The organism is Erwinia sp. 9145 (genome assembly GCF_000745075.1).
Taxonomy (GTDB): Bacteria; Pseudomonadota; Gammaproteobacteria; order Enterobacterales; family Enterobacteriaceae; genus Erwinia; species Erwinia oleae.
This window is the reverse complement of record NZ_JQNE01000001.1, coordinates 2,577,599-2,594,093: the sequence shown is the minus strand read 5'-3', so window position 1 is coordinate 2,594,093 and position 16,495 is coordinate 2,577,599. Positions and strand designations below refer to the sequence as shown.

Annotated in this window: 15 protein-coding genes; 9 read left to right on the top strand and 6 right to left on the bottom strand. The window is 56.8% G+C overall.

Annotated elements, in window-relative coordinates:
- The 3 genes from FA91_RS12385 to FA91_RS12375 all read right to left on the bottom strand — a co-directional run bounded on the left by FA91_RS12385 (position 1) and on the right by FA91_RS12375 (position 3,531).
- A complete protein-coding gene (locus FA91_RS12385; RefSeq protein WP_034916171.1) occupies positions 1 to 987 on the bottom strand; it encodes an ABC transporter permease in 987 nt (328 codons plus the stop codon).
- On the bottom strand, positions 980 to 2,473 hold the full coding sequence (locus FA91_RS12380; RefSeq protein WP_034916169.1) for a sugar ABC transporter ATP-binding protein: 1,494 nt from the start codon (positions 2,471 to 2,473) through the stop codon (positions 980 to 982). The genes FA91_RS12385 and FA91_RS12380 overlap by 8 nt, the downstream gene beginning before the upstream one ends.
- A 74-nt stretch (positions 2,474 to 2,547) precedes the next feature.
- Positions 2,548 to 3,531, bottom strand: a complete 984-nt coding sequence (locus FA91_RS12375; protein WP_034916167.1) for an autoinducer 2 ABC transporter substrate-binding protein — start codon at positions 3,529 to 3,531, stop codon at positions 2,548 to 2,550.
- Positions 3,532 to 4,212: 681 nt separating this feature from the next.
- Between FA91_RS12375 and FA91_RS12370 the strand changes: the two genes are divergently transcribed.
- Positions 4,213 to 4,959, top strand: coding sequence for a MerR family transcriptional regulator (locus FA91_RS12370; RefSeq protein WP_034916165.1), 747 nt, complete (start codon positions 4,213 to 4,215; stop codon positions 4,957 to 4,959).
- Between the two features lie 109 nt (positions 4,960 to 5,068).
- On the opposite strand, the gene FA91_RS12365 is transcribed toward FA91_RS12370, so the two are convergent.
- Positions 5,069 to 6,502, bottom strand: a complete 1,434-nt coding sequence (locus tag FA91_RS12365) for a PLP-dependent aminotransferase family protein (protein WP_034916163.1) — start codon at positions 6,500 to 6,502, stop codon at positions 5,069 to 5,071.
- An 87-nt stretch (positions 6,503 to 6,589) separates the two neighbouring features.
- On the opposite strand from FA91_RS12365, the gene FA91_RS12360 reads away from it, so the two are divergent.
- Positions 6,590 to 7,042 (top strand): rhodanese-like domain-containing protein, encoded by a 453-nt coding sequence (locus tag FA91_RS12360; protein ID WP_034916162.1) that lies wholly within the window; start codon positions 6,590 to 6,592, stop codon positions 7,040 to 7,042.
- 14 nt (positions 7,043 to 7,056) lie between these two features.
- On the opposite strand, the gene flk is transcribed toward FA91_RS12360, so the two are convergent.
- The gene (gene flk, locus FA91_RS12355) at positions 7,057 to 8,091 is read right to left on the bottom strand and encodes a flagella biosynthesis regulator Flk (RefSeq protein ID WP_034916160.1); all 1,035 of its coding nucleotides are present in this window, start codon (positions 8,089 to 8,091) and stop codon (positions 7,057 to 7,059) included.
- 123 nt (positions 8,092 to 8,214) lie between these two features.
- On the bottom strand, positions 8,215 to 9,123 hold the full coding sequence (locus FA91_RS12350; protein WP_034916159.1) for a DMT family transporter: 909 nt from the start codon (positions 9,121 to 9,123) through the stop codon (positions 8,215 to 8,217).
- A 142-nt stretch (positions 9,124 to 9,265) separates the two neighbouring features.
- On the opposite strand from FA91_RS12350, the gene pdxB reads away from it, so the two are divergent.
- The 7 genes from pdxB (at position 9,266) to dedD (ending at position 16,207) form a co-directional block, all read left to right on the top strand.
- Positions 9,266 to 10,402: a 4-phosphoerythronate dehydrogenase PdxB gene (gene pdxB, locus FA91_RS12345; protein WP_034916158.1), complete on the top strand. Its 1,137-nt coding sequence runs from the start codon at positions 9,266 to 9,268 to the stop codon at positions 10,400 to 10,402.
- A 44-nt stretch (positions 10,403 to 10,446) separates the two neighbouring features.
- Positions 10,447 to 11,457 carry an aspartate-semialdehyde dehydrogenase gene (locus FA91_RS12340; RefSeq protein ID WP_034916157.1) on the top strand — a complete coding sequence of 337 codons (1,011 nt, stop codon included), beginning with the start codon at positions 10,447 to 10,449 and terminating at the stop codon, positions 11,455 to 11,457.
- Positions 11,457 to 12,263, top strand: a complete 807-nt coding sequence (gene truA / locus FA91_RS12335; protein ID WP_034916155.1) for a tRNA pseudouridine(38-40) synthase TruA — start codon at positions 11,457 to 11,459, stop codon at positions 12,261 to 12,263. Before FA91_RS12340 ends, truA begins: the two co-directional genes overlap by 1 nt.
- A gap of 28 nt (positions 12,264 to 12,291) precedes the next feature.
- On the top strand, positions 12,292 to 12,948 hold the full coding sequence (locus tag FA91_RS12330; protein ID WP_034916154.1) for a DedA family protein: 657 nt from the start codon (positions 12,292 to 12,294) through the stop codon (positions 12,946 to 12,948).
- A gap of 332 nt (positions 12,949 to 13,280) precedes the next feature.
- Positions 13,281 to 14,192, top strand: coding sequence for an acetyl-CoA carboxylase, carboxyltransferase subunit beta (gene accD / locus FA91_RS12325; RefSeq protein WP_034916153.1), 912 nt, complete (start codon positions 13,281 to 13,283; stop codon positions 14,190 to 14,192).
- A 61-nt stretch (positions 14,193 to 14,253) separates the two neighbouring features.
- On the top strand, positions 14,254 to 15,516 hold the full coding sequence (gene folC, locus FA91_RS12320) for a bifunctional tetrahydrofolate synthase/dihydrofolate synthase (RefSeq protein ID WP_034916151.1): 1,263 nt from the start codon (positions 14,254 to 14,256) through the stop codon (positions 15,514 to 15,516).
- The gene (gene dedD / locus FA91_RS12315; protein ID WP_034916149.1) at positions 15,506 to 16,207 is read left to right on the top strand and encodes a cell division protein DedD; all 702 of its coding nucleotides are present in this window, start codon (positions 15,506 to 15,508) and stop codon (positions 16,205 to 16,207) included. The genes folC and dedD overlap by 11 nt, the downstream gene beginning before the upstream one ends.
- Positions 16,208 to 16,495 lie beyond the last annotated feature (288 nt).

Here is a 16,495-nt window from a genome sequence, read left to right as displayed (position 1 = left end):
TCACACTCCCTTCGCCAGTTTGCGTTTTTCATTCCACGCGGTGGCGCTGATGCTAATTAAAATAATCAGACCGCTGAACACCATGTGCCAGTACGAAGAGACCGCCAGCAGCGTCAGTCCGTTTTGCAAAAAGGCCAGCAGCAGTACGCTAAGCAGCGTGCCGATGAGAGAACCGCGCCCGCCGGTCATGCTGGTACCGCCCAGCACCACCGCCGCCAGCACGGTCAGCTCGTAGCCCACCAGCGAGTTCGGCGCAACGGACTGCGTGGTCTGTGCCTGAACCACTGCGGCAACGCCCGCCAGCAGGCCCATATAGCCGTAAACGTAAAAATGCAGCGTCAGCAGGTTCATGCCCAGGCGCGAGGCGGATTCCCGATTGCCGCCCATGGCGTAGATCTGCCGCCCCAGTCGGGTATAGCGCATCAGCACGCCCGTGACGATAAATACCGCCAGCAGGCAGAGCAGGGGCAGGGTGAGGCCATATTCGTACCCATCCGCCGCCGTGAATGAGAGCCAGTTGATGCCGTTCATAAACCAGTCGGGGAAACCGTACAGCCAGGTCCCGTTGGTGAACCAGACCAGCAGTCCGTAAAAGAGATTGAGCGTGGCGATGGTGATAATGATGGCCGGCACGCGCAGGTAATAGACCAGCGCGCCGTTAATCAGGCCGAGCGCCAGCCCGCAGAGCATGGCAATGGCAAATACCACCAGGAAGTTGCCGCCGTGCGCCAGCATAGTACTGGCCATCACATACTGAGCAATAGCGGTCATCGCCGGGAAAGAGATATCGATGCCGCCTGCGATCAGCACCACAAACAGCCCGCAGGCGAGAATACCCAGAATGGCATAGCTGGTTGCCACATCGGTCAGGTTGCCGAGGGTCAGAAACTCCGTAGTGCGCAGGCTGAGGCCCAGCACCAGCAGCAGGATCAGCATCCCAAGCCAGAACTCATGGTGGCTGATGATATGTCGCAGCTTGTTATTCATTGACCACTCCGGCAATCTCTTCTTCTTTACATTGATGCGGCGCGAAGCTGGCAACCAGCTCGCCTTTGCGCATCACCAGCACCCGGTGACTGTTGTAATACGCTTCCGGGATCTCATCGCAGATCATCAATACCGCCATGCCGGACTCGGCCAGATCGCGCGCGATGCGATAAATTCCTTCTTTGTTGGCGATATCCACGCCGACGGTGGGCGAATCCAGGATCAGCACGCGCGGATCGGTCGCCACCCATTTACCGATAGCGACGCGCTGGGCGTTTCCGCCGGAAAGCGTCTGCACCGGCAGCTGGCTGTCGGACACCTTAATATTCAACTGGCGAATGAGAGCGGCGACCTGATGCCGCGCCTTGCAGTGATCGAGCAGGCCGAGGCGGTTGCGAATACGGTCAAACACCGGCACCAGCATATTGTCAAAAATCGACTGCTGCATAATCAGCCCCTGCGTCTGGCGATCTTCAGACACGTAGGCAATGCCATGACGAATGGCTTCGCGATTGTTGCGCAGCCTGACCGCGTTGCCTTCAATGCGGATTTCACCGCTGTCGGGCTGCGTCATACCAAACAGCGACAGGCACAGTTCGGTGCGTCCCGCGCCGAGCAGGCCGACCAGCGAGGTAATCTCTCCACGGCGCAGGCTGAGGTTAACCGACTGATACTGACCTTTTCGCGTCAGGTTAGTGATTTCCAGCAGCGGCGTTTCGCTTTTATCAGCGCGCGCCGGTAAATGGCTGAATTCAAATCGCTGTCCGGTCATCAGGAAGGCCAGTTCGTCGCTGTTAAGATCGCTGGCCGGCCAGGTGCCAACCAACTTGCCGTCACGCATCACGCTGATACGGTCGGCGACCTCCATCACTTCATCCAGCTTATGGCTGACAAACACGACGCAGATACCCGCGGCCTTTAACTCGTTAACTACCCGCAGCAGGCCATTGACCTCATGGCGGGTAAGCGAGGCGGTCGGTTCATCCATGATCACCAGGCTGGCGTCGGCGGCCAGCGCCCGGCAGATAGCCACGAGCTGGCGATCGGCGATGGAGAGTTTTTCGACTTTGCGATCCACGTCGAGCATCACCCCAATGCGCTGCATGGTGTCCACCGCCAGCTTGCGCATGGCGCGGCGACGTACCCAGAAGCCGCCGCCCGGCAGATAGCGATGCACCGCAATGTTTTCCGCCACCGTCAGGTTAGGAAAAAGCGACAGATCCTGATAGATCACCTGTACGCCATAATAAGCAGACAGCGAAGGCGAAAGATGGGTGAACAGTTTACCGTCGATGCCGATATGTGCGCCTTTATCGGGATGATAAACGCCGGAAATGACTTTAATCAGCGTGCTTTTCCCACAGCCGTTCTGTCCGGCCAGGCAGTGCACTTCGCCTTTATTCAGGGTCAGAGTCACACTATCCAGCGCCCGTACGCCGGGAAAGGATTTGCTGATTTTTTCTAATGAGATAAAAGGTTGCGACATAATCGATGTCCGAAGCGATGGGCGTTCAGGCGCCGGTTCCAAAGGGGAACCGGCTTTTCCCTGGTATGGCGTAATTAAAAACCGAGCGTTTTAGCGTTATCTTTTGTCACTTCAAGGATGCGGTTAAAGCGGATCACGTGCGTTTTCATGTCCACGTCCGCTTTACCGATGCCGTCGATGGTCAGATCTTCAGTAACCTGCTTACCGTCAAGGATCTGATCGGCCAGGCTGACCAGCGCAAAACCAGCATCTTTAGGATCCCACAGCAACGCTTTTTTTACGTCGCCGGTGGCCAGGTAAGGTGCGGCCTGTGCAGGCATGGCGATACCGACCACGGCGATTTTGTTTTTGGCACGTTTGCTTTTCACCGCCTGACCTGCACCGATCGGGCCGAGGGAACCAAAGCCAATGATGCCTTTCAGGTCGGGATAGGTACGCATCAGATCAAGCGTGGTGGCATAGGATTTATCAATGCTTTCCGCCACCGGCAGACGTGACGTCACCTCGTGCATCTCTGGATATTTTTTCTTCTGGTAAGCAATAGCGGCATCGGCCCAGGCATTGTGCAGCGGCACGGTCAGCGAGCCGACATAGATGGCGTAGCCACCCTTGCCGCCCATCGCCGAGGCCAGCTCATCCACGTTCTTTTCAGCGTATTTCTGGCTGTCGATAGTTTCCACGTCCCACTCGCCAATTTGCTGGTCGGGGGATTCATGCGTCAGTACGACAATGCCCTGGCTGCGGGCTTTTTTCAGTACCGGCTCCAGCACTTTCGCATCGTTTGGCACCACAATAATGGCATCCACTTTTTTGGCGATCAGATCCTCAATGACTTTCACCTGCTGAGCCGGATCGGCCGTTGAGCCGCCTACCTGATAGGCATTCACATCCAGTTTGGTCGCGGCTTCTTTCACGCCCACTTCCATACGGGTAAACCACGGAATGCCGGTGACTTTGGCCACGACGGCAATATCATGTTTTTCAGCAGAAAAGGTGGGTGTTGTAAACAGCATGCTGGCAGAAGCCACACAGGCGTATAATGCGAGGTTGAGTTTCATAACTATACCTTTCTCGTAGGATGCGGATTGACCGCCATGTTGTCTGCTTGAGGCAGACTTATCGTCAGGTAAGACGTGGCGATGGCCACATCAGAAAGATAACAAGCGAAGGGAAGGACTCATGCAGTTATGTAAGCAAAATGTGATTAATGCCCATTATTGTTAAATTTTAAGTATTTATAGGTTAAAATTAAGTTAATTTTTGTATTATAGTTGGATTTTTACTACATTTTCCGCTTCATTGATGTAAATTAAATGTTAAATAATTAACCAGTTAAACTCTTTTTTTAACAAATAAACTTTTCTATTTTATGGCATTGCGGCGAAATATCGCGCAGCGCTTAAAAAAGATTCGAAAATGTGACAATGCACAACATTCGTCATCTGAAAATCGGATCAGGCAAATGAAATTAATGTTTTAAGTTACCTTTTTTTATTACATATCCCCATGCGGACATGACGTTTTTTGACAAAATTCATCAGACATTGCCAACTGGTGTTAAAAGCAGGTACTAAGGTATGGCTGCTGCCTTCCTGCGGCTGTGCTGTCTTTTTTACATAAAGCTGTACGCATACACACTAAATTGCATTTGCCCGGTATCTTTTAATTTCTGAAAGGGTCACAATGATTCTTCATCCCCGATCCCATCGGCGGCCATTCCCCTCACATGAGGGCAGGTAATGATTTTTCACACAACTGAAACCGTTTGCGCACTTACCGGAACGCACGAGGCCAATCTGCGCCGCTGGCAGCGGCGTGGGTTAATTTCTACTGAAAACCACCGGGAAGGGTGGAGCGATGCGCAGCTTGATGAGATTTACCTGATTAAAGCGCATACCGCGGGCGGCGCATCATTGAATGAGATCCAGTGGAGTCATACAGACGCTGTGTCACATCGTCTGACCGGATGGCCCGCGCGAAAAGGCGATCTGCTGTGGCTGCTGGAGTTTGGTTCAGAGCGGGCATTGCTCAGAAGTGTCAGAAATATGGCGGGGGACTTCTCCAGTGAGGACTTTATCAATCTGTTGATGCGTCCGCTGAATCGCTGGCTGCGGGATGACCGCCGTCAGGGCGCTGAACAGCGTCTGGAACGTTTTCATCACTGCGTGATTCTTCATTTTTATTCCATCAACCGCGCTGCGGATCGCAACTGCGCGACGCCGCTTTTTCTTGAAGCAATAAGCGTTACCGATACTACAGAAATATGGCTTGAGGCCATCCGGCTTACGGGTGAAGGTTTTTGCGTTGAGATTTCTTCGGAGGTCAGCGAAACGCCAGCCGTGTCACAACGCCATTACGATCACCATCTGCTGTGGTGCGGCGCAGGTATCAGTAAAAGCAGGTATCAGCTCTACTGTGACAGCATTACTGCCGGTCAACCCGTGCTGCTGTGCGGCACCGATAAACAGGTCAATGAATACCACTGAACCCGCCTTCGACCGACCATAAGGCCGGGTTTTATCATGTTTCCCCTGTACTGATTTCTCTTTCCTGCCGCTGCTGATAATGATTGTGTTGGCGTTTTTGCATAATCGCTCACCGGAAACAACGCGCCAGCGTCTCTACCGCGTTAACGATCTCGGCGCTACGCAGGGCGGAAAAACCGAGCAGCCAGCCATGACGTTGCGGTTCGCCATGGTATAAGGGCGACAGGCGTGGCAGCACCAAACCTGAATCTCCGGCTCTGCGGGTCAGTTGTTGTTCGTCGTTGCCGGGCAGCGTAACGGTCAGCTGTAGCCCGCTCTCATGCGGCACGATCAGCAGTTTATCGCCGAGTTTCATGTTCAGCTCATTGAGCAGCGTTTCACGACGGCTTCCATATAAGCGCCGCATCAGGCGCAGATGGGCCTGAAAGTGACCGTTATTGATAAAGTCTGCGGTAACAACCTGCATCAACTGGGCGCTGTGCCCATCCATCACGCTGCGCAAACGGCAAAGCGGATCGATCAGTGCGGGCGGCACCACCAGGTAAGCCAGCCTGAGAGAGGGAAAAAGAACTTTTGAAAAAGTACCAAGGTAGAGTACGCGATTGTGTTCATCCAGCCCCTGAAGCGCAGGCAGAGGACGATCGTGATAATAAAATTCACTGTCATAATCATCTTCGATAAGCCAGCAGCTATGGCGGCGGGCGAATTCCAGCCATTGCAGACGTCGCGCCAGCGTCATCGTCATGCCTAAAGGGTACTGATGCGACGGCGTGAGATATGCGAGGCGAGCGGTGGGAGCCGCAGGCAGCCGGGCGCCTTCGTTATCAACCGGCAGGGCCTCTAATTGTGCATTGGCGACGAGAAACGCGTTGCGGGCGCCTCTGTAGCCCGGTTCTTCCATCCACACAGCATCCCCGTCGTTGCACAGCAGCAAAGCCAGCATGTGCAGAGCCTGTTGCGAACTGGTGAGGATCATCACCTGCTCAGCCTCGCAGCGGACGCCGCGAGAGAGCGCAAGATAGCGGGCCACCGCCTCGCGCAGTTCACTGTGCCCCTGTGGATCGCCGTATGAGTGCAGCGCAGAAGGGGTATTACGCAATCGCTGATTCATTAGTCGCCGCCAGATAACATGCGGGAAGGCGTTCAGGTCGGGTGAACCAGCGGCAAATGCCTGCGGGAAGGGCGGTTCGCGACAGCCGTCGGTGGCAATAATTTGCCTGCCACGCGCCGAAATGAGAGGCGACAGCGCACAGGCGCTTTTTTTCTTCAGGGCGCCGTCAGGCAACACAACGGCCACAAAGGTGCCGCGTCCGATCTCACGCCGCAAATACCCTTCACTCTCAAGCTGACCGTATGCAGCCTCAACCGTAACGCGTGAAAGCGAGAGGTCGCTGGCCAACAGCCGTGATGAGGGTAAACGTTCTCCCTGCCGAAGCGCGCCGCGAATAATTAATTGTCTGAGCATACCGCACATTTTTTCGGCTTTGGTTTGCCCTTTCTGTGAAGCAAAAAGTGAAATCAGTGGGAGTGATGTTAAGGGCATATGGGTCTTATTGTCAGGGTTAAATGGGTATTATTGACCGGTCCGATTCACCCTATCATTGAGCCACATCTGCTTAAAGGAGTTTTTATGAAGCCAACATCGGTTGTTTTAGCTTTTCCTCCACCGTCACCTGGCCAGAGCGAAAACTGGCTGCGCGAGAAGCTCGCGTATTATGCAGACGCATGGGATGTCGCCACGGATCTGGCGAACCACGTTGCTGAAATTGTGGTGGTGGACGTACGTTCACCCGAGCAATATCAGGCCGGACACATCTGCGGCGCGATAAGCTTTCCGCATCGTCTGATGACGTCAGAAAGCCTGGCGCAACTCGACAGAGAAAAGGTCTGTATCACTTACTGCGATGGCATTGGCTGCAATGGCTCAACCAAAGGCGCATTGAGGCTGGCGGAAGCCGGTTTTAAGGTCAAAGAGCTGATTGGCGGGCTGGATTTCTGGCTGCGCGATGGTCATCCCGTCACGCAGGGGAAAGAAGCGGGAGAATGGCCTTTACAGGCCAGACCGCATGAGTGCGGCTGTTAGGCTTTTCACTGACGTTAAAGAAAAATCCACAGCAGGAACCCAATCACCACCAGCGCGACAAAGATGCTGAGCATCGGGCTGTTGACGAGAGGTTGCAGCACCGGCGGCACATAGCCATAAAGGGGCGCGACAATCGGCTGTGGGTTGATTTCGCTGTCGGCCAGCGCCTGTTCGCGCTGGCGCTCTGCGCGGCGGGCAAACAGCAGATTGAGCAGATCCTGCGCCTGTAATAGGGTAAGCGGGGCGGAGGCTGGCTGCTGAAAACGCTGCTGACAGGCGTCTTCCAGCATTCGCTGCTCGTCGCGGTCGGGCGGCACTTTCAGCGAGGCCAGCAGCATCGGCAGGCCGGGTGACGTAGTGTGCTGACTGAGCGCCAGGCTGGCCTGGAGATACTGCGTCAGCAGCGGGAAAACGCGCGACGGAATGGGATCGCCACTGTGAAGATTCACCATATTCAACACCGTTGCCCACAGCTTCACCGGCTGTTCGCCGGTTGCGGCGGCAAGGCGCGCGATTTGCTGATTAAGCGTCTGGTGCTCGGCGGGCAGCAGCGTGCGATCGGTAATACGGTTTTGCTGCGGCTGAGGAATGGTCATCTGACCGTTTTGCAGCATGGTCAGTACCTGACGGAGCTGATCGGGATTAAGCGAACTGAGCACGGTATGACCAAACTGCTGACGAATAAAATCGCTGACCGCCTGGCGATTGTTGCCCTGTGGCAGCAGATCGGTGAGCTGTTGCAGCAGTTGGCGCGTGGCGTGGCTGTCCTGCACCTGCGAAAGGCGCGTATTAAGAAACTGCTCCGCCGCCGGAAAGTGGCGCGACAGCAGCCCTGCATCGTTTTTCACGCCCACTTCGTGGCGCAGTCCGGCCCACAGCTCGGGCGATTTCAGCGAACTGAGCGACATAATTTTCACAATCAGTCTTTCGAGCGTGGTGCGCTGCGCCGGCGAAAGAGGCTGGTCTCCGGGGCCGCTTTGACCGGGGCGGGTATCGATCGTCGTGCGATCGCCGGGTATCGGCGCACCGGGGCCACTGAGAGGCTGCATGGCTGAATCCTTAACTGAAGGGCGAATCCGGGGCGCGCCGGAAAAAAGTTGCGCTATGATAGCAATCCCGCCCGGCGATAGGTAGTAGTCGACCGGACAGAAACGCTATTTTTTACCGCAATTTTACCGCTCGCCACTCTCCTCCGTCAGCGCTTTCCTTTTCAGGCGCAGCGGGGTGCGCAGACGTTGTGCCAGCAGCACGCCCAACAAGGTCACGCCGCCGCCGATATAGTGATAGCTGTGCAGCGCTTCATGCAGAAACAGCACCGCAATGATGGCGGTGAAAATCGGCGTCAGGTTCATAAAAATCGACGCGGTGTTGGCGCCCATTCGCATCACGCCCTGAATCCACATAAACGGGGCGATGATCGATGCCGGAATGCCTGCAAACAGCACCAGCGGGATATTATTCAGGTTAAGCGAGACGTCTTTCGCCAGCAGGAAGTTGGGCGTCAGCAACAGCACGCCAAAGACAATTTGCACATACAAACTCTGCCAGTTCGGCAGGGCAATGGCCCAGCGTTTGGTCAGCACGCCGTAAAGCGCGTAGGAGGTGGAAGCGGCAAACATCATCAGTTCGCCTTTGCCCATGCCGTGCGTCAGCAGTTGCTGAGGGTTTCCCTGGCTGACCAGCCACACCAGGCCGCTGAAGGAGAGCAGGCTACCCAGCACCACGCCGTACGTAGGCGCCAGCCGTAACAATACCAGGCCAATCAGCACCGTCAGGAGCGGGATCAGCGCGTTTAATATACCCATAAACAGCGCGCTGACGCTGTGTGCGGCGTAATAGGCCAGGCTCTGATAAAGCACCATGCCGAGCAGGCCGAGTACCAACAGCTTCCACCATTCCGCACCAATTTGTTGACGATTACGCCAGACGGCAGGCAGCACGAACGGCGTCAGCGTCAGCAGCGCCAACAGCCAGCGATAAAAGGAGATCGCCGCCGGATCGATAGCGCCTGCGGAGATTTTACTGACGATGGCGTTGACCGACCAGATAAGCACGGCCAGCAAGGGAAACAGGGCATTCATGGCAGGAAGTTAGCTCTTTCAATTATTCTGTGAGACAGCGAGTGTACGCGGGTTTTGTCTCCTCATCACCTCCAAGGGTTATCCCGCCTGCGGGTTTGTGGCAGAATATTGCGCCTCACTGTGCTAAAGCAGGAATCTGATTGTGAAAATCCTCGTTGATGAAAATATGCCTTACGCGCGCGAGCTGTTCAGCCGCACCGGTACGGTCGTCGCGGTGCCCGGACGCCCGGTACCGCAGGAAGCGCTTAACGACGCCGATGCATTAATGGTGCGTTCAGTCACCAAAGTGGATGCAGCACTGCTCGGCGGAAAAACGGTAAAATTTGTCGGCACCGCCACCGCCGGAACCGATCATATTGATGAGGATTTTCTGAAAGCGCAGGGCATTGGCTTTTCCGCTGCGCCTGGCTGCAACGCGATTGCGGTTGTTGAGTACGTTTTCTCTGCGCTGCTGCTGCTCGCCGAACGCGACGGTTTTCAGCTCCGTGACCGCACCGTTGGTATCGTCGGCGTCGGCAACGTCGGCGGTCGTCTTCAGGCGCGCCTTGAGGCGCTGGGTATCAGAACGCTGCTGTGCGATCCGCCTCGCGCCGATCGCGGTGACGAAGGTGATTTCCGCCCGCTTGCTGAGCTGGTGGCGGAGGTGGACATCCTCACGTTTCATACGCCGCTGTTTAAGCAGGGCGAATACAAAACGCTGCACCTGGCCGACGAGGCGCTGTTAAAGGCGCTGAAGCCGAATGCCATCCTGATCAACGCCTGCCGTGGCGCGGTGGTCGATAACGACGCGCTGCTCAACGTGCTGCAACAGCGCAGCGATCTCAGCGTGGTGCTTGACGTCTGGGAGCCGGAACCGGATCTCTCCCTGCCGCTGTTGAATAAGGTTGACATCGCCACCGCGCACATTGCGGGTTACACGCTGGAAGGCAAGGCACGCGGCACCACCCAGGTCTTTGAAGCCTGGACACAGTTTATTGGCCAGCCGCAGCAGGTTGCGCTGGAGATGCTGCTGCCCGCGCCGGAGTTTGGCCGCATCACTCTGCATGGCGAGCTCGATCAGCCGACGCTGAAAAGGTTAGTGCATCTGGTGTATGATGTGCGCCGCGATGATGCTCCGCTTCGTAAAGCGGCAGGCACGCCGGGCGAATTTGACCGCCTGCGTAAAAATTACCTTGAACGACGCGAATGGTCTTCGCTGATGGTGCAGTGCGACGTCGAGGAGACGGCAACGCTGCTGGCGAAGCTGGGTTTTAACGCGCTCTTTCATCCACATTCCTGAGGCGGTTTTCCACCGCCCTGTTTTTTTCTCTGGAGTAAACCAACATGTCTGACGGCTGGAATATTGCGCTACTGGGCGCGACAGGTGCCGTAGGGGGCGCTTTACTGGAGTTACTGGCCGAGCGTGAATTCCCGGTTGGTGAACTGTATTTGCTGGCGAGCGAACGCAGCGCGGGCGAGACGCTGCGCTTTGCAGGCCGGTCGGTAATGGTGACCGACGCTGCTGAATTTGACTGGTCAAACGTGCAGTTGGCGTTTTTTGCCGCCGGGCGCGAAGCCTCGGCGCGCTATGCGGAAGACGCGGCCAACGGCGGCTGCCTGGTGATTGATTCCAGCGATCTCTTTGCGCTGGAGCCGGACGTGCCGCTGGTGGTGCCTGATGTTAATCCGCAGGCGCTGGGCGACTACCGCAATCGGAACATTATCAGCGTGGCGGACAGCACCGTCAGCCAACTGCTGTGCGCTATCAAACCGCTGACCGACGTGGCCGGTCTGGGGCGGCTTCAGGTCACCAGCCTGATCGCCGCCTCGGCGCATGGCAAAGCCGCGGTGGATTCACTGGCGGGTGAAAGCGCGCGTCTGCTTAATGGACTGCCGGCGGAAGAGACGTTTTTCGGTCGCCAGCTGGCGTTTAACATGCTGCCGCAGTTGACCGACAGTGAAGGGAGCGTGTTAGCCGAACGACGTCTGGTCGATCAGGCGCGCAAGGTTATGCAGGATGAAGGGCTGCCGATCACCGTTTCGGTGGTGCAGGCGCCGGTATTTTATGGCAACGCGCAGATTGTTCATATTGAAAACCTGCGGCCGATGTCGGCCGAAGAGGCGCGCGACGCCTTTCAGCAGCAGGAGGATATCGCTCTCTCGGAAGAGGACAGTTATCCCACCCAGGTGGGCGATGCCTCAGGCAGCGCGCATCTCAGTCTTGGCTGCGTGCGCAATGACTACGGCGTACCGGAGATGTTGCAGTTCTGGTCCGTGGCGGACAACGTGCGCTTCGGCGGCGCGTTGATGGCCGTTAAAACGGCGGAAAAACTGGTTCAGGAGTATCTGTACTGATGTCAGAAGGGCAACCGCGACAGAAAGTCGCGCTTGGCATTGAGTATGACGGCAGCCGCTACTATGGCTGGCAGCGTCAGCAGGAAGTGCGCAGCGTGCAGGAGAAGCTGGAAAAAGCGCTGGCGAGCGTGGCGAACCATCCGGTCAGCGTGTTTTGCGCGGGCCGAACCGATGCGGGCGTGCACGGCACGGGGCAGGTGGTGCACTTTGAAACCACGTCAATACGCAAGGATGCAGCCTGGACGCTGGGCGTGAATGCCAATCTGCCGGACGACATCGCCGTGCGCTGGGTGAAAGCCGTCGCTGAGGATTTTCACGCACGCTTCAGCGCCACGGCGCGGCGTTATCGCTACGTCATTTACAACCGGCGGCTGCGTCCGGCGATACTTAACGGCGGCGTCACCCATTTTTATCACCCGCTGGATGCAGAGAAAATGCAGCGTGCCGGACAGGCGCTGCTGGGCGAAAATGATTTTACGTCGTTTCGCGCGGTGCAGTGCCAGTCGCGGACGCCGTGGCGTAATGTGATTCACCTGAACGTCTGCCGTAAAGGCGCATATGTGATTGTTGACATCAAAGCCAATGCCTTTGTGCATCATATGGTGCGCAATATCGTTGGCAGCCTGATGGAAATAGGCTGTGGGAATCAGCAGGAGAGCTGGATGGCCGAGCTGCTGGCGGCGAAAGATCGCACGCTGGCTGCCGCTACCGCCAGAGCCGAAGGGCTGTACCTGGTGGCGGTCGATTATCCCGAACGTTATGACTTACCCCGTCCACCGATGGGGCCGCTCTTCCTGGAAGATTAAACCTGCTGGCGTATTGAAGGAAACACGTATGGAAATGATTCACACCGTGATCGATTTTATCCTGCATATTGATGTTCATTTGCAGGCAATGGTTGCCCAGTACGGCGTCTGGATCTACGCCATTTTGTTTCTGATCCTGTTCTGTGAAACGGGGCTGGTGGTGACGCCGTTCCTGCCGGGCGATTCGCTACTGTTTGTGGCCGGTGCGCTGGCCGCCATTCCCGACAGTGCGCTGAACGTTCATCTGATGGCGCTGCTGCTGTGCATCGCGGCCATTCTGGGCGACGCGGTAAACTATACGATTGGTCGCTTGTTTGGCGACAGGCTGTTCAGCAACCCCAATTCAAAAATTTTCCGCCGCAGTTACCTGGAAAAAACCCATCAGTTCTACGAGCGCCACGGTGGCAAAACCATCATTCTGGCGCGCTTCGTGCCGATTGTGCGCACCTTCGCGCCGTTCGTGGCCGGTATGGGTAAAATGTCCTATCGTCACTTTGCGCTCTATAACGTGGCAGGCGGCCTGCTGTGGGTGATCCTGTTTTCCTATGCGGGCTATTTCTTTGGCAATCTGCCTGCCGTTCAGCAAAATATTCACTACCTGATCGTAGCGATAATACTGGTGTCGATTCTGCCCGGCGTGATTGAAATCATTCGTCACCGCAGCAAAGCGAAACGGGAGTCGTGAGTTGAACTCTCCGGCGCCGCGCGATGCGCCGGAACATATTTAACAAATAAAAAAGCCCCGGCGACGGGGCAATCTACATTCCGCGCCTTTTTATACAGGCTTACGGGGTGGGGTCTGTTTAAGTATAGACATTCCATCCGGTCGCGCATCAACAACGGCAGCCCTGATATATAAGGCGTCCGCTCCCGTTTTACCACTCGAAATGTCGCGGTAATGCATTGATGAATGTGTAGCGCGGTGCGCTGTTTTATGATGTAATGTCGCTTAATTCTCAAACGATAATCTGTGTTAACTAATTGATTTAACACGATAAACAACATAACAGGTCATCAATGAGCTGGATTGAACGCATCCTCAATAAGAGTACAACCACCACAACGCGCAAGGCCAGTATCCCGGAAGGCGTCTGGACAAAATGTGACAGCTGCGGCCAGATCCTCTATCGCGCCGAGCTTGAGCGCAATCTTGAAGTTTGCCCTAAATGCGATCACCACATGCGCATGCACGGTCGTGACCGTCTGCACAGCGTGCTGGATGAGGGGTCGCTGATCGAACTGGGGAGCGAACTGGAGCCTAAAGACGTGCTCAAGTTCCGCGACTCCAAGAAGTATAAAGATCGTCTGGCTGCGGCACAGAAAGAAACCAATGAGAAAGACGCGCTGATTGTGATGAAAGGCACGCTGCACGGCATGCCGGTTGTGGCCGCCGCCTTTGAGTTTTCCTTTATGGGCGGCTCAATGGGGTCAGTCGTAGGGGCTCGTTTTGTCCGCGCTGTTGAACAGGCGCTGGAAGATAACTGCCCGATGATCTGTTTCTCAGCCTCCGGCGGCGCGCGCATGCAGGAAGCGCTGATGTCGCTGATGCAGATGGCGAAAACCAGCGCCGCGCTGGCCAAAATGCAGGCGCGCGGTCTGCCTTATATTTCCGTACTGACCGACCCCACCATGGGCGGCGTTTCCGCCAGTTTTGCTATGTTGGGCGACCTGAACATCGCTGAACCGAAAGCGCTGATTGGCTTTGCCGGTCCACGCGTTATTGAGCAGACCGTACGTGAAAAACTGCCGCCGGGCTTCCAGCGCAGCGAGTTCCTGATTGAAAAAGGCGCTATTGACATGATCATCCGTCGGCCGGTGATGCGCTTTAAGCTGGCGAGCATCCTGGCGAAAATGATGAACCTGCCTGCGCCGCAGGAAGAGAGCCTGAAAGAGGTGGTTGAAGAAACCCCCGACAGCCCTGAAGCCTGAATACTGACGGGAAGGGCAGCGGCTCTTCCCCCAATTCACCGTAACGCAGTGAACGGGACACATGGATAATCTTCCTCAAGCCACGTCGCCTTTGGTCACGTGGCTTCATTATCTTGAGAATTTACACACTCAGGCTATTGAACTGGGTCTGACGCGTGTTCAGCGCGTCGCAACCGCCCTCGATCTGTTAATACCCGCTCCGGTCGTTTTCACCGTCGCCGGCACCAATGGCAAGGGCACCGCCTGCCGGACGCTGGAAACGCTGCTGATGGCGGCGGGCTATCGCGTTGGCGTCTACAGTTCGCCGCACCTGCTGCGCTATACCGAACGGGTGCGCATTCAGGGGGAGGAGCTGGCAGAAGCCGATCATACCGCCTCATTTGCCGCTATCGAAGCGGGCCGCGGCGACACCTCGCTTACCTATTTTGAATACGGCACGCTTTCTGCGCTGTGGCTGTTCAGACGCGCTAAAATTGACGTGGCAATCCTGGAAGTGGGGCTGGGCGGGCGGCTGGATGCGACAAACATCGTTAATGCTGACGTGGCGGTGATCACCAGCATCGCGCTCGATCATACCGACTGGCTGGGGCCGGATCGCGAAAGCATCGGCCGTGAAAAAGCGGGCGTTTTCCGCCGTAACAAACCTGCCGTGGTAGGCGAACCGGCGATGCCGCAAAGCATTGCGGAGGTCGCCGACGCTCTGGGCGCGCACCTTGCCAGGCACGGGCGCGACTGGTCGTTCAGCGCAACCGACGACAGCTGGACGTTTAGCGATGCAAACGGCACGCTGAGCGGCCTGCCGCTGCCGCAGGTGCCGCTAGCGAATGCGGCGACGGCGCTGGCGGCGCTGCGGGCCTCATCGCTCACGGTCGACGAAGCCGTCGTGCGCGAATGGATTAACAAAGCGATGCTGCCGGGACGGTTTCAGACGGTTCAGCAGGCGCCGAAGGTGATCCTCGACGTCGCGCACAACCCGCATGCGGCGGCTTACCTTGCCGATCGTTTGCGCACGTTGCAGAACGCCGGCAGAGTGCTGGCGGTGGCAGGCATGCTGCACGATAAAGATATCGCCGGTACGCTGGCCTGTCTGACGCCGGTGGTGGATGAATGGTTCTGCGCGCCGCTGGAAGGGCCGCGCGGCGCAACGGCAGAACAGCTTATCGCGCATCTGCCAGCCGGACGGGTTTTCCCGAGCGTCGCCGCCGCGTTTGAACAGGCGCGTGAACAGGCCGCAGAACAGGATATTGTGCTGGTGTGTGGTTCTTTCCACACCGTGGCGCAGGTAATGGAAGTGCTGGAAACGGAGAAGGGCAGTGGCAAGTAAGTTTCAGAACCGTTTAGTCGGCACGGTGATCATCGTGGCGCTGGGCGTCATCATCCTGCCGGGATTGTTGGACGGAAAGAAAAAGCACTATAAAGAAGAGTTTGCGGCCATTCCGCTGGTGCCGAAACCGGGCGACCAGCAGGAAACCGACATGGCGCCGCCGGTAACCCAGGCGCTGCCTGCGCAACCGCCGGAAGGTGCAGGATCGGCAGTGAGCGGCAACAACGGCGAAAACAGGTCGCAGGCGGAGAGCGGCTCAACCGCACCGCAGACCGACAGTCCGCCGACGGTTGTGGCGCCGCCGCCGGTCCAACAGCCAAAACCTGTGCCGGTTGAGAAGCCGAAACCACAGCCGAAGCCGGTGGAGAAAACGCCGCCGAAGCCGGTTGAGAAGGCTCAACCGCAAACGCCGCCGCCAGAGGTTGCGCCCCAGGAGAGCGCGCCGTCCGGCCAGGCCTACGTCGTTCAGCTCGGCGCGCTGAAAAACGCCAGCAAGGTGAATGAGATAGTTGCGAAACTGCGCCTGTCTGGTTACCGCGCCTTTACCGTACCGTCTTCGCCAGTACAGGGGCAGATCACCCGCATTTACGTCGGGCCGGACGCCTCTAAAGCGAAAATGCAGGCGGCGGTCGGTCAGCTTCAGGGGATCTCCGGATTGAGCGGCGTGGTGAAACCCTACAGTGCACGTTGACAAAGACGCGCAGCCCGCGTTTCTGCCTTTCGTTGTGAGAGGCTGTGCCTTGGGCGTCAATGAGAATTCATGGCGGCTCTTGCGCCTTCAGGCGGCGCAGGAAGTAAATTAATCGACGCAAATCAGGCGATTGGCCGCCGGTGCCGATTGCCTGATTTCAGGCGCCGTTTCGCTGTAAAAATGCCGTTTTTTTACGCGCGCCCGTTTAATCAATATGGCTGAGGAAAACCGTACGCAAACGTTTTCTTTTTCTGTTAGAATTCGCCCCGAACTGGATGCGGGGCATCT

What these genes read in the sequence shown, in the direction of transcription:
- FA91_RS12330 (WP_034916154.1), top strand. Translation starts at nt 12,292, where the DNA reads ATGGAAATGATTCACACCGTGATCGATTTTATCCTGCATATTGATGTT.
- truA (WP_034916155.1), top strand. Translation starts at nt 11,457, where the DNA reads ATGTCAGAAGGGCAACCGCGACAGAAAGTCGCGCTTGGCATTGAGTAT.
- FA91_RS12340 (WP_034916157.1), top strand. Translation starts at nt 10,447, where the DNA reads ATGTCTGACGGCTGGAATATTGCGCTACTGGGCGCGACAGGTGCCGTA.
- folC (WP_034916151.1), top strand. Translation starts at nt 14,254, where the DNA reads ATGGATAATCTTCCTCAAGCCACGTCGCCTTTGGTCACGTGGCTTCAT.
- FA91_RS12385 (WP_034916171.1), bottom strand. Translation starts at nt 987, where the DNA reads ATGAATAACAAGCTGCGACATATCATCAGCCACCATGAGTTCTGGCTT.
- FA91_RS12380 (WP_034916169.1), bottom strand. Translation starts at nt 2,473, where the DNA reads ATGTCGCAACCTTTTATCTCATTAGAAAAAATCAGCAAATCCTTTCCC.
- accD (WP_034916153.1), top strand. Translation starts at nt 13,281, where the DNA reads ATGAGCTGGATTGAACGCATCCTCAATAAGAGTACAACCACCACAACG.
- FA91_RS12350 (WP_034916159.1), bottom strand. Translation starts at nt 9,123, where the DNA reads ATGAATGCCCTGTTTCCCTTGCTGGCCGTGCTTATCTGGTCGGTCAAC.
- FA91_RS12360 (WP_034916162.1), top strand. Translation starts at nt 6,590, where the DNA reads ATGAAGCCAACATCGGTTGTTTTAGCTTTTCCTCCACCGTCACCTGGC.
- flk (WP_034916160.1), bottom strand. Translation starts at nt 8,091, where the DNA reads ATGCAGCCTCTCAGTGGCCCCGGTGCGCCGATACCCGGCGATCGCACG.
- FA91_RS12365 (WP_034916163.1), bottom strand. Translation starts at nt 6,502, where the DNA reads ATGCCCTTAACATCACTCCCACTGATTTCACTTTTTGCTTCACAGAAA.
- FA91_RS12370 (WP_034916165.1), top strand. Translation starts at nt 4,213, where the DNA reads ATGATTTTTCACACAACTGAAACCGTTTGCGCACTTACCGGAACGCAC.
- FA91_RS12375 (WP_034916167.1), bottom strand. Translation starts at nt 3,531, where the DNA reads ATGAAACTCAACCTCGCATTATACGCCTGTGTGGCTTCTGCCAGCATG.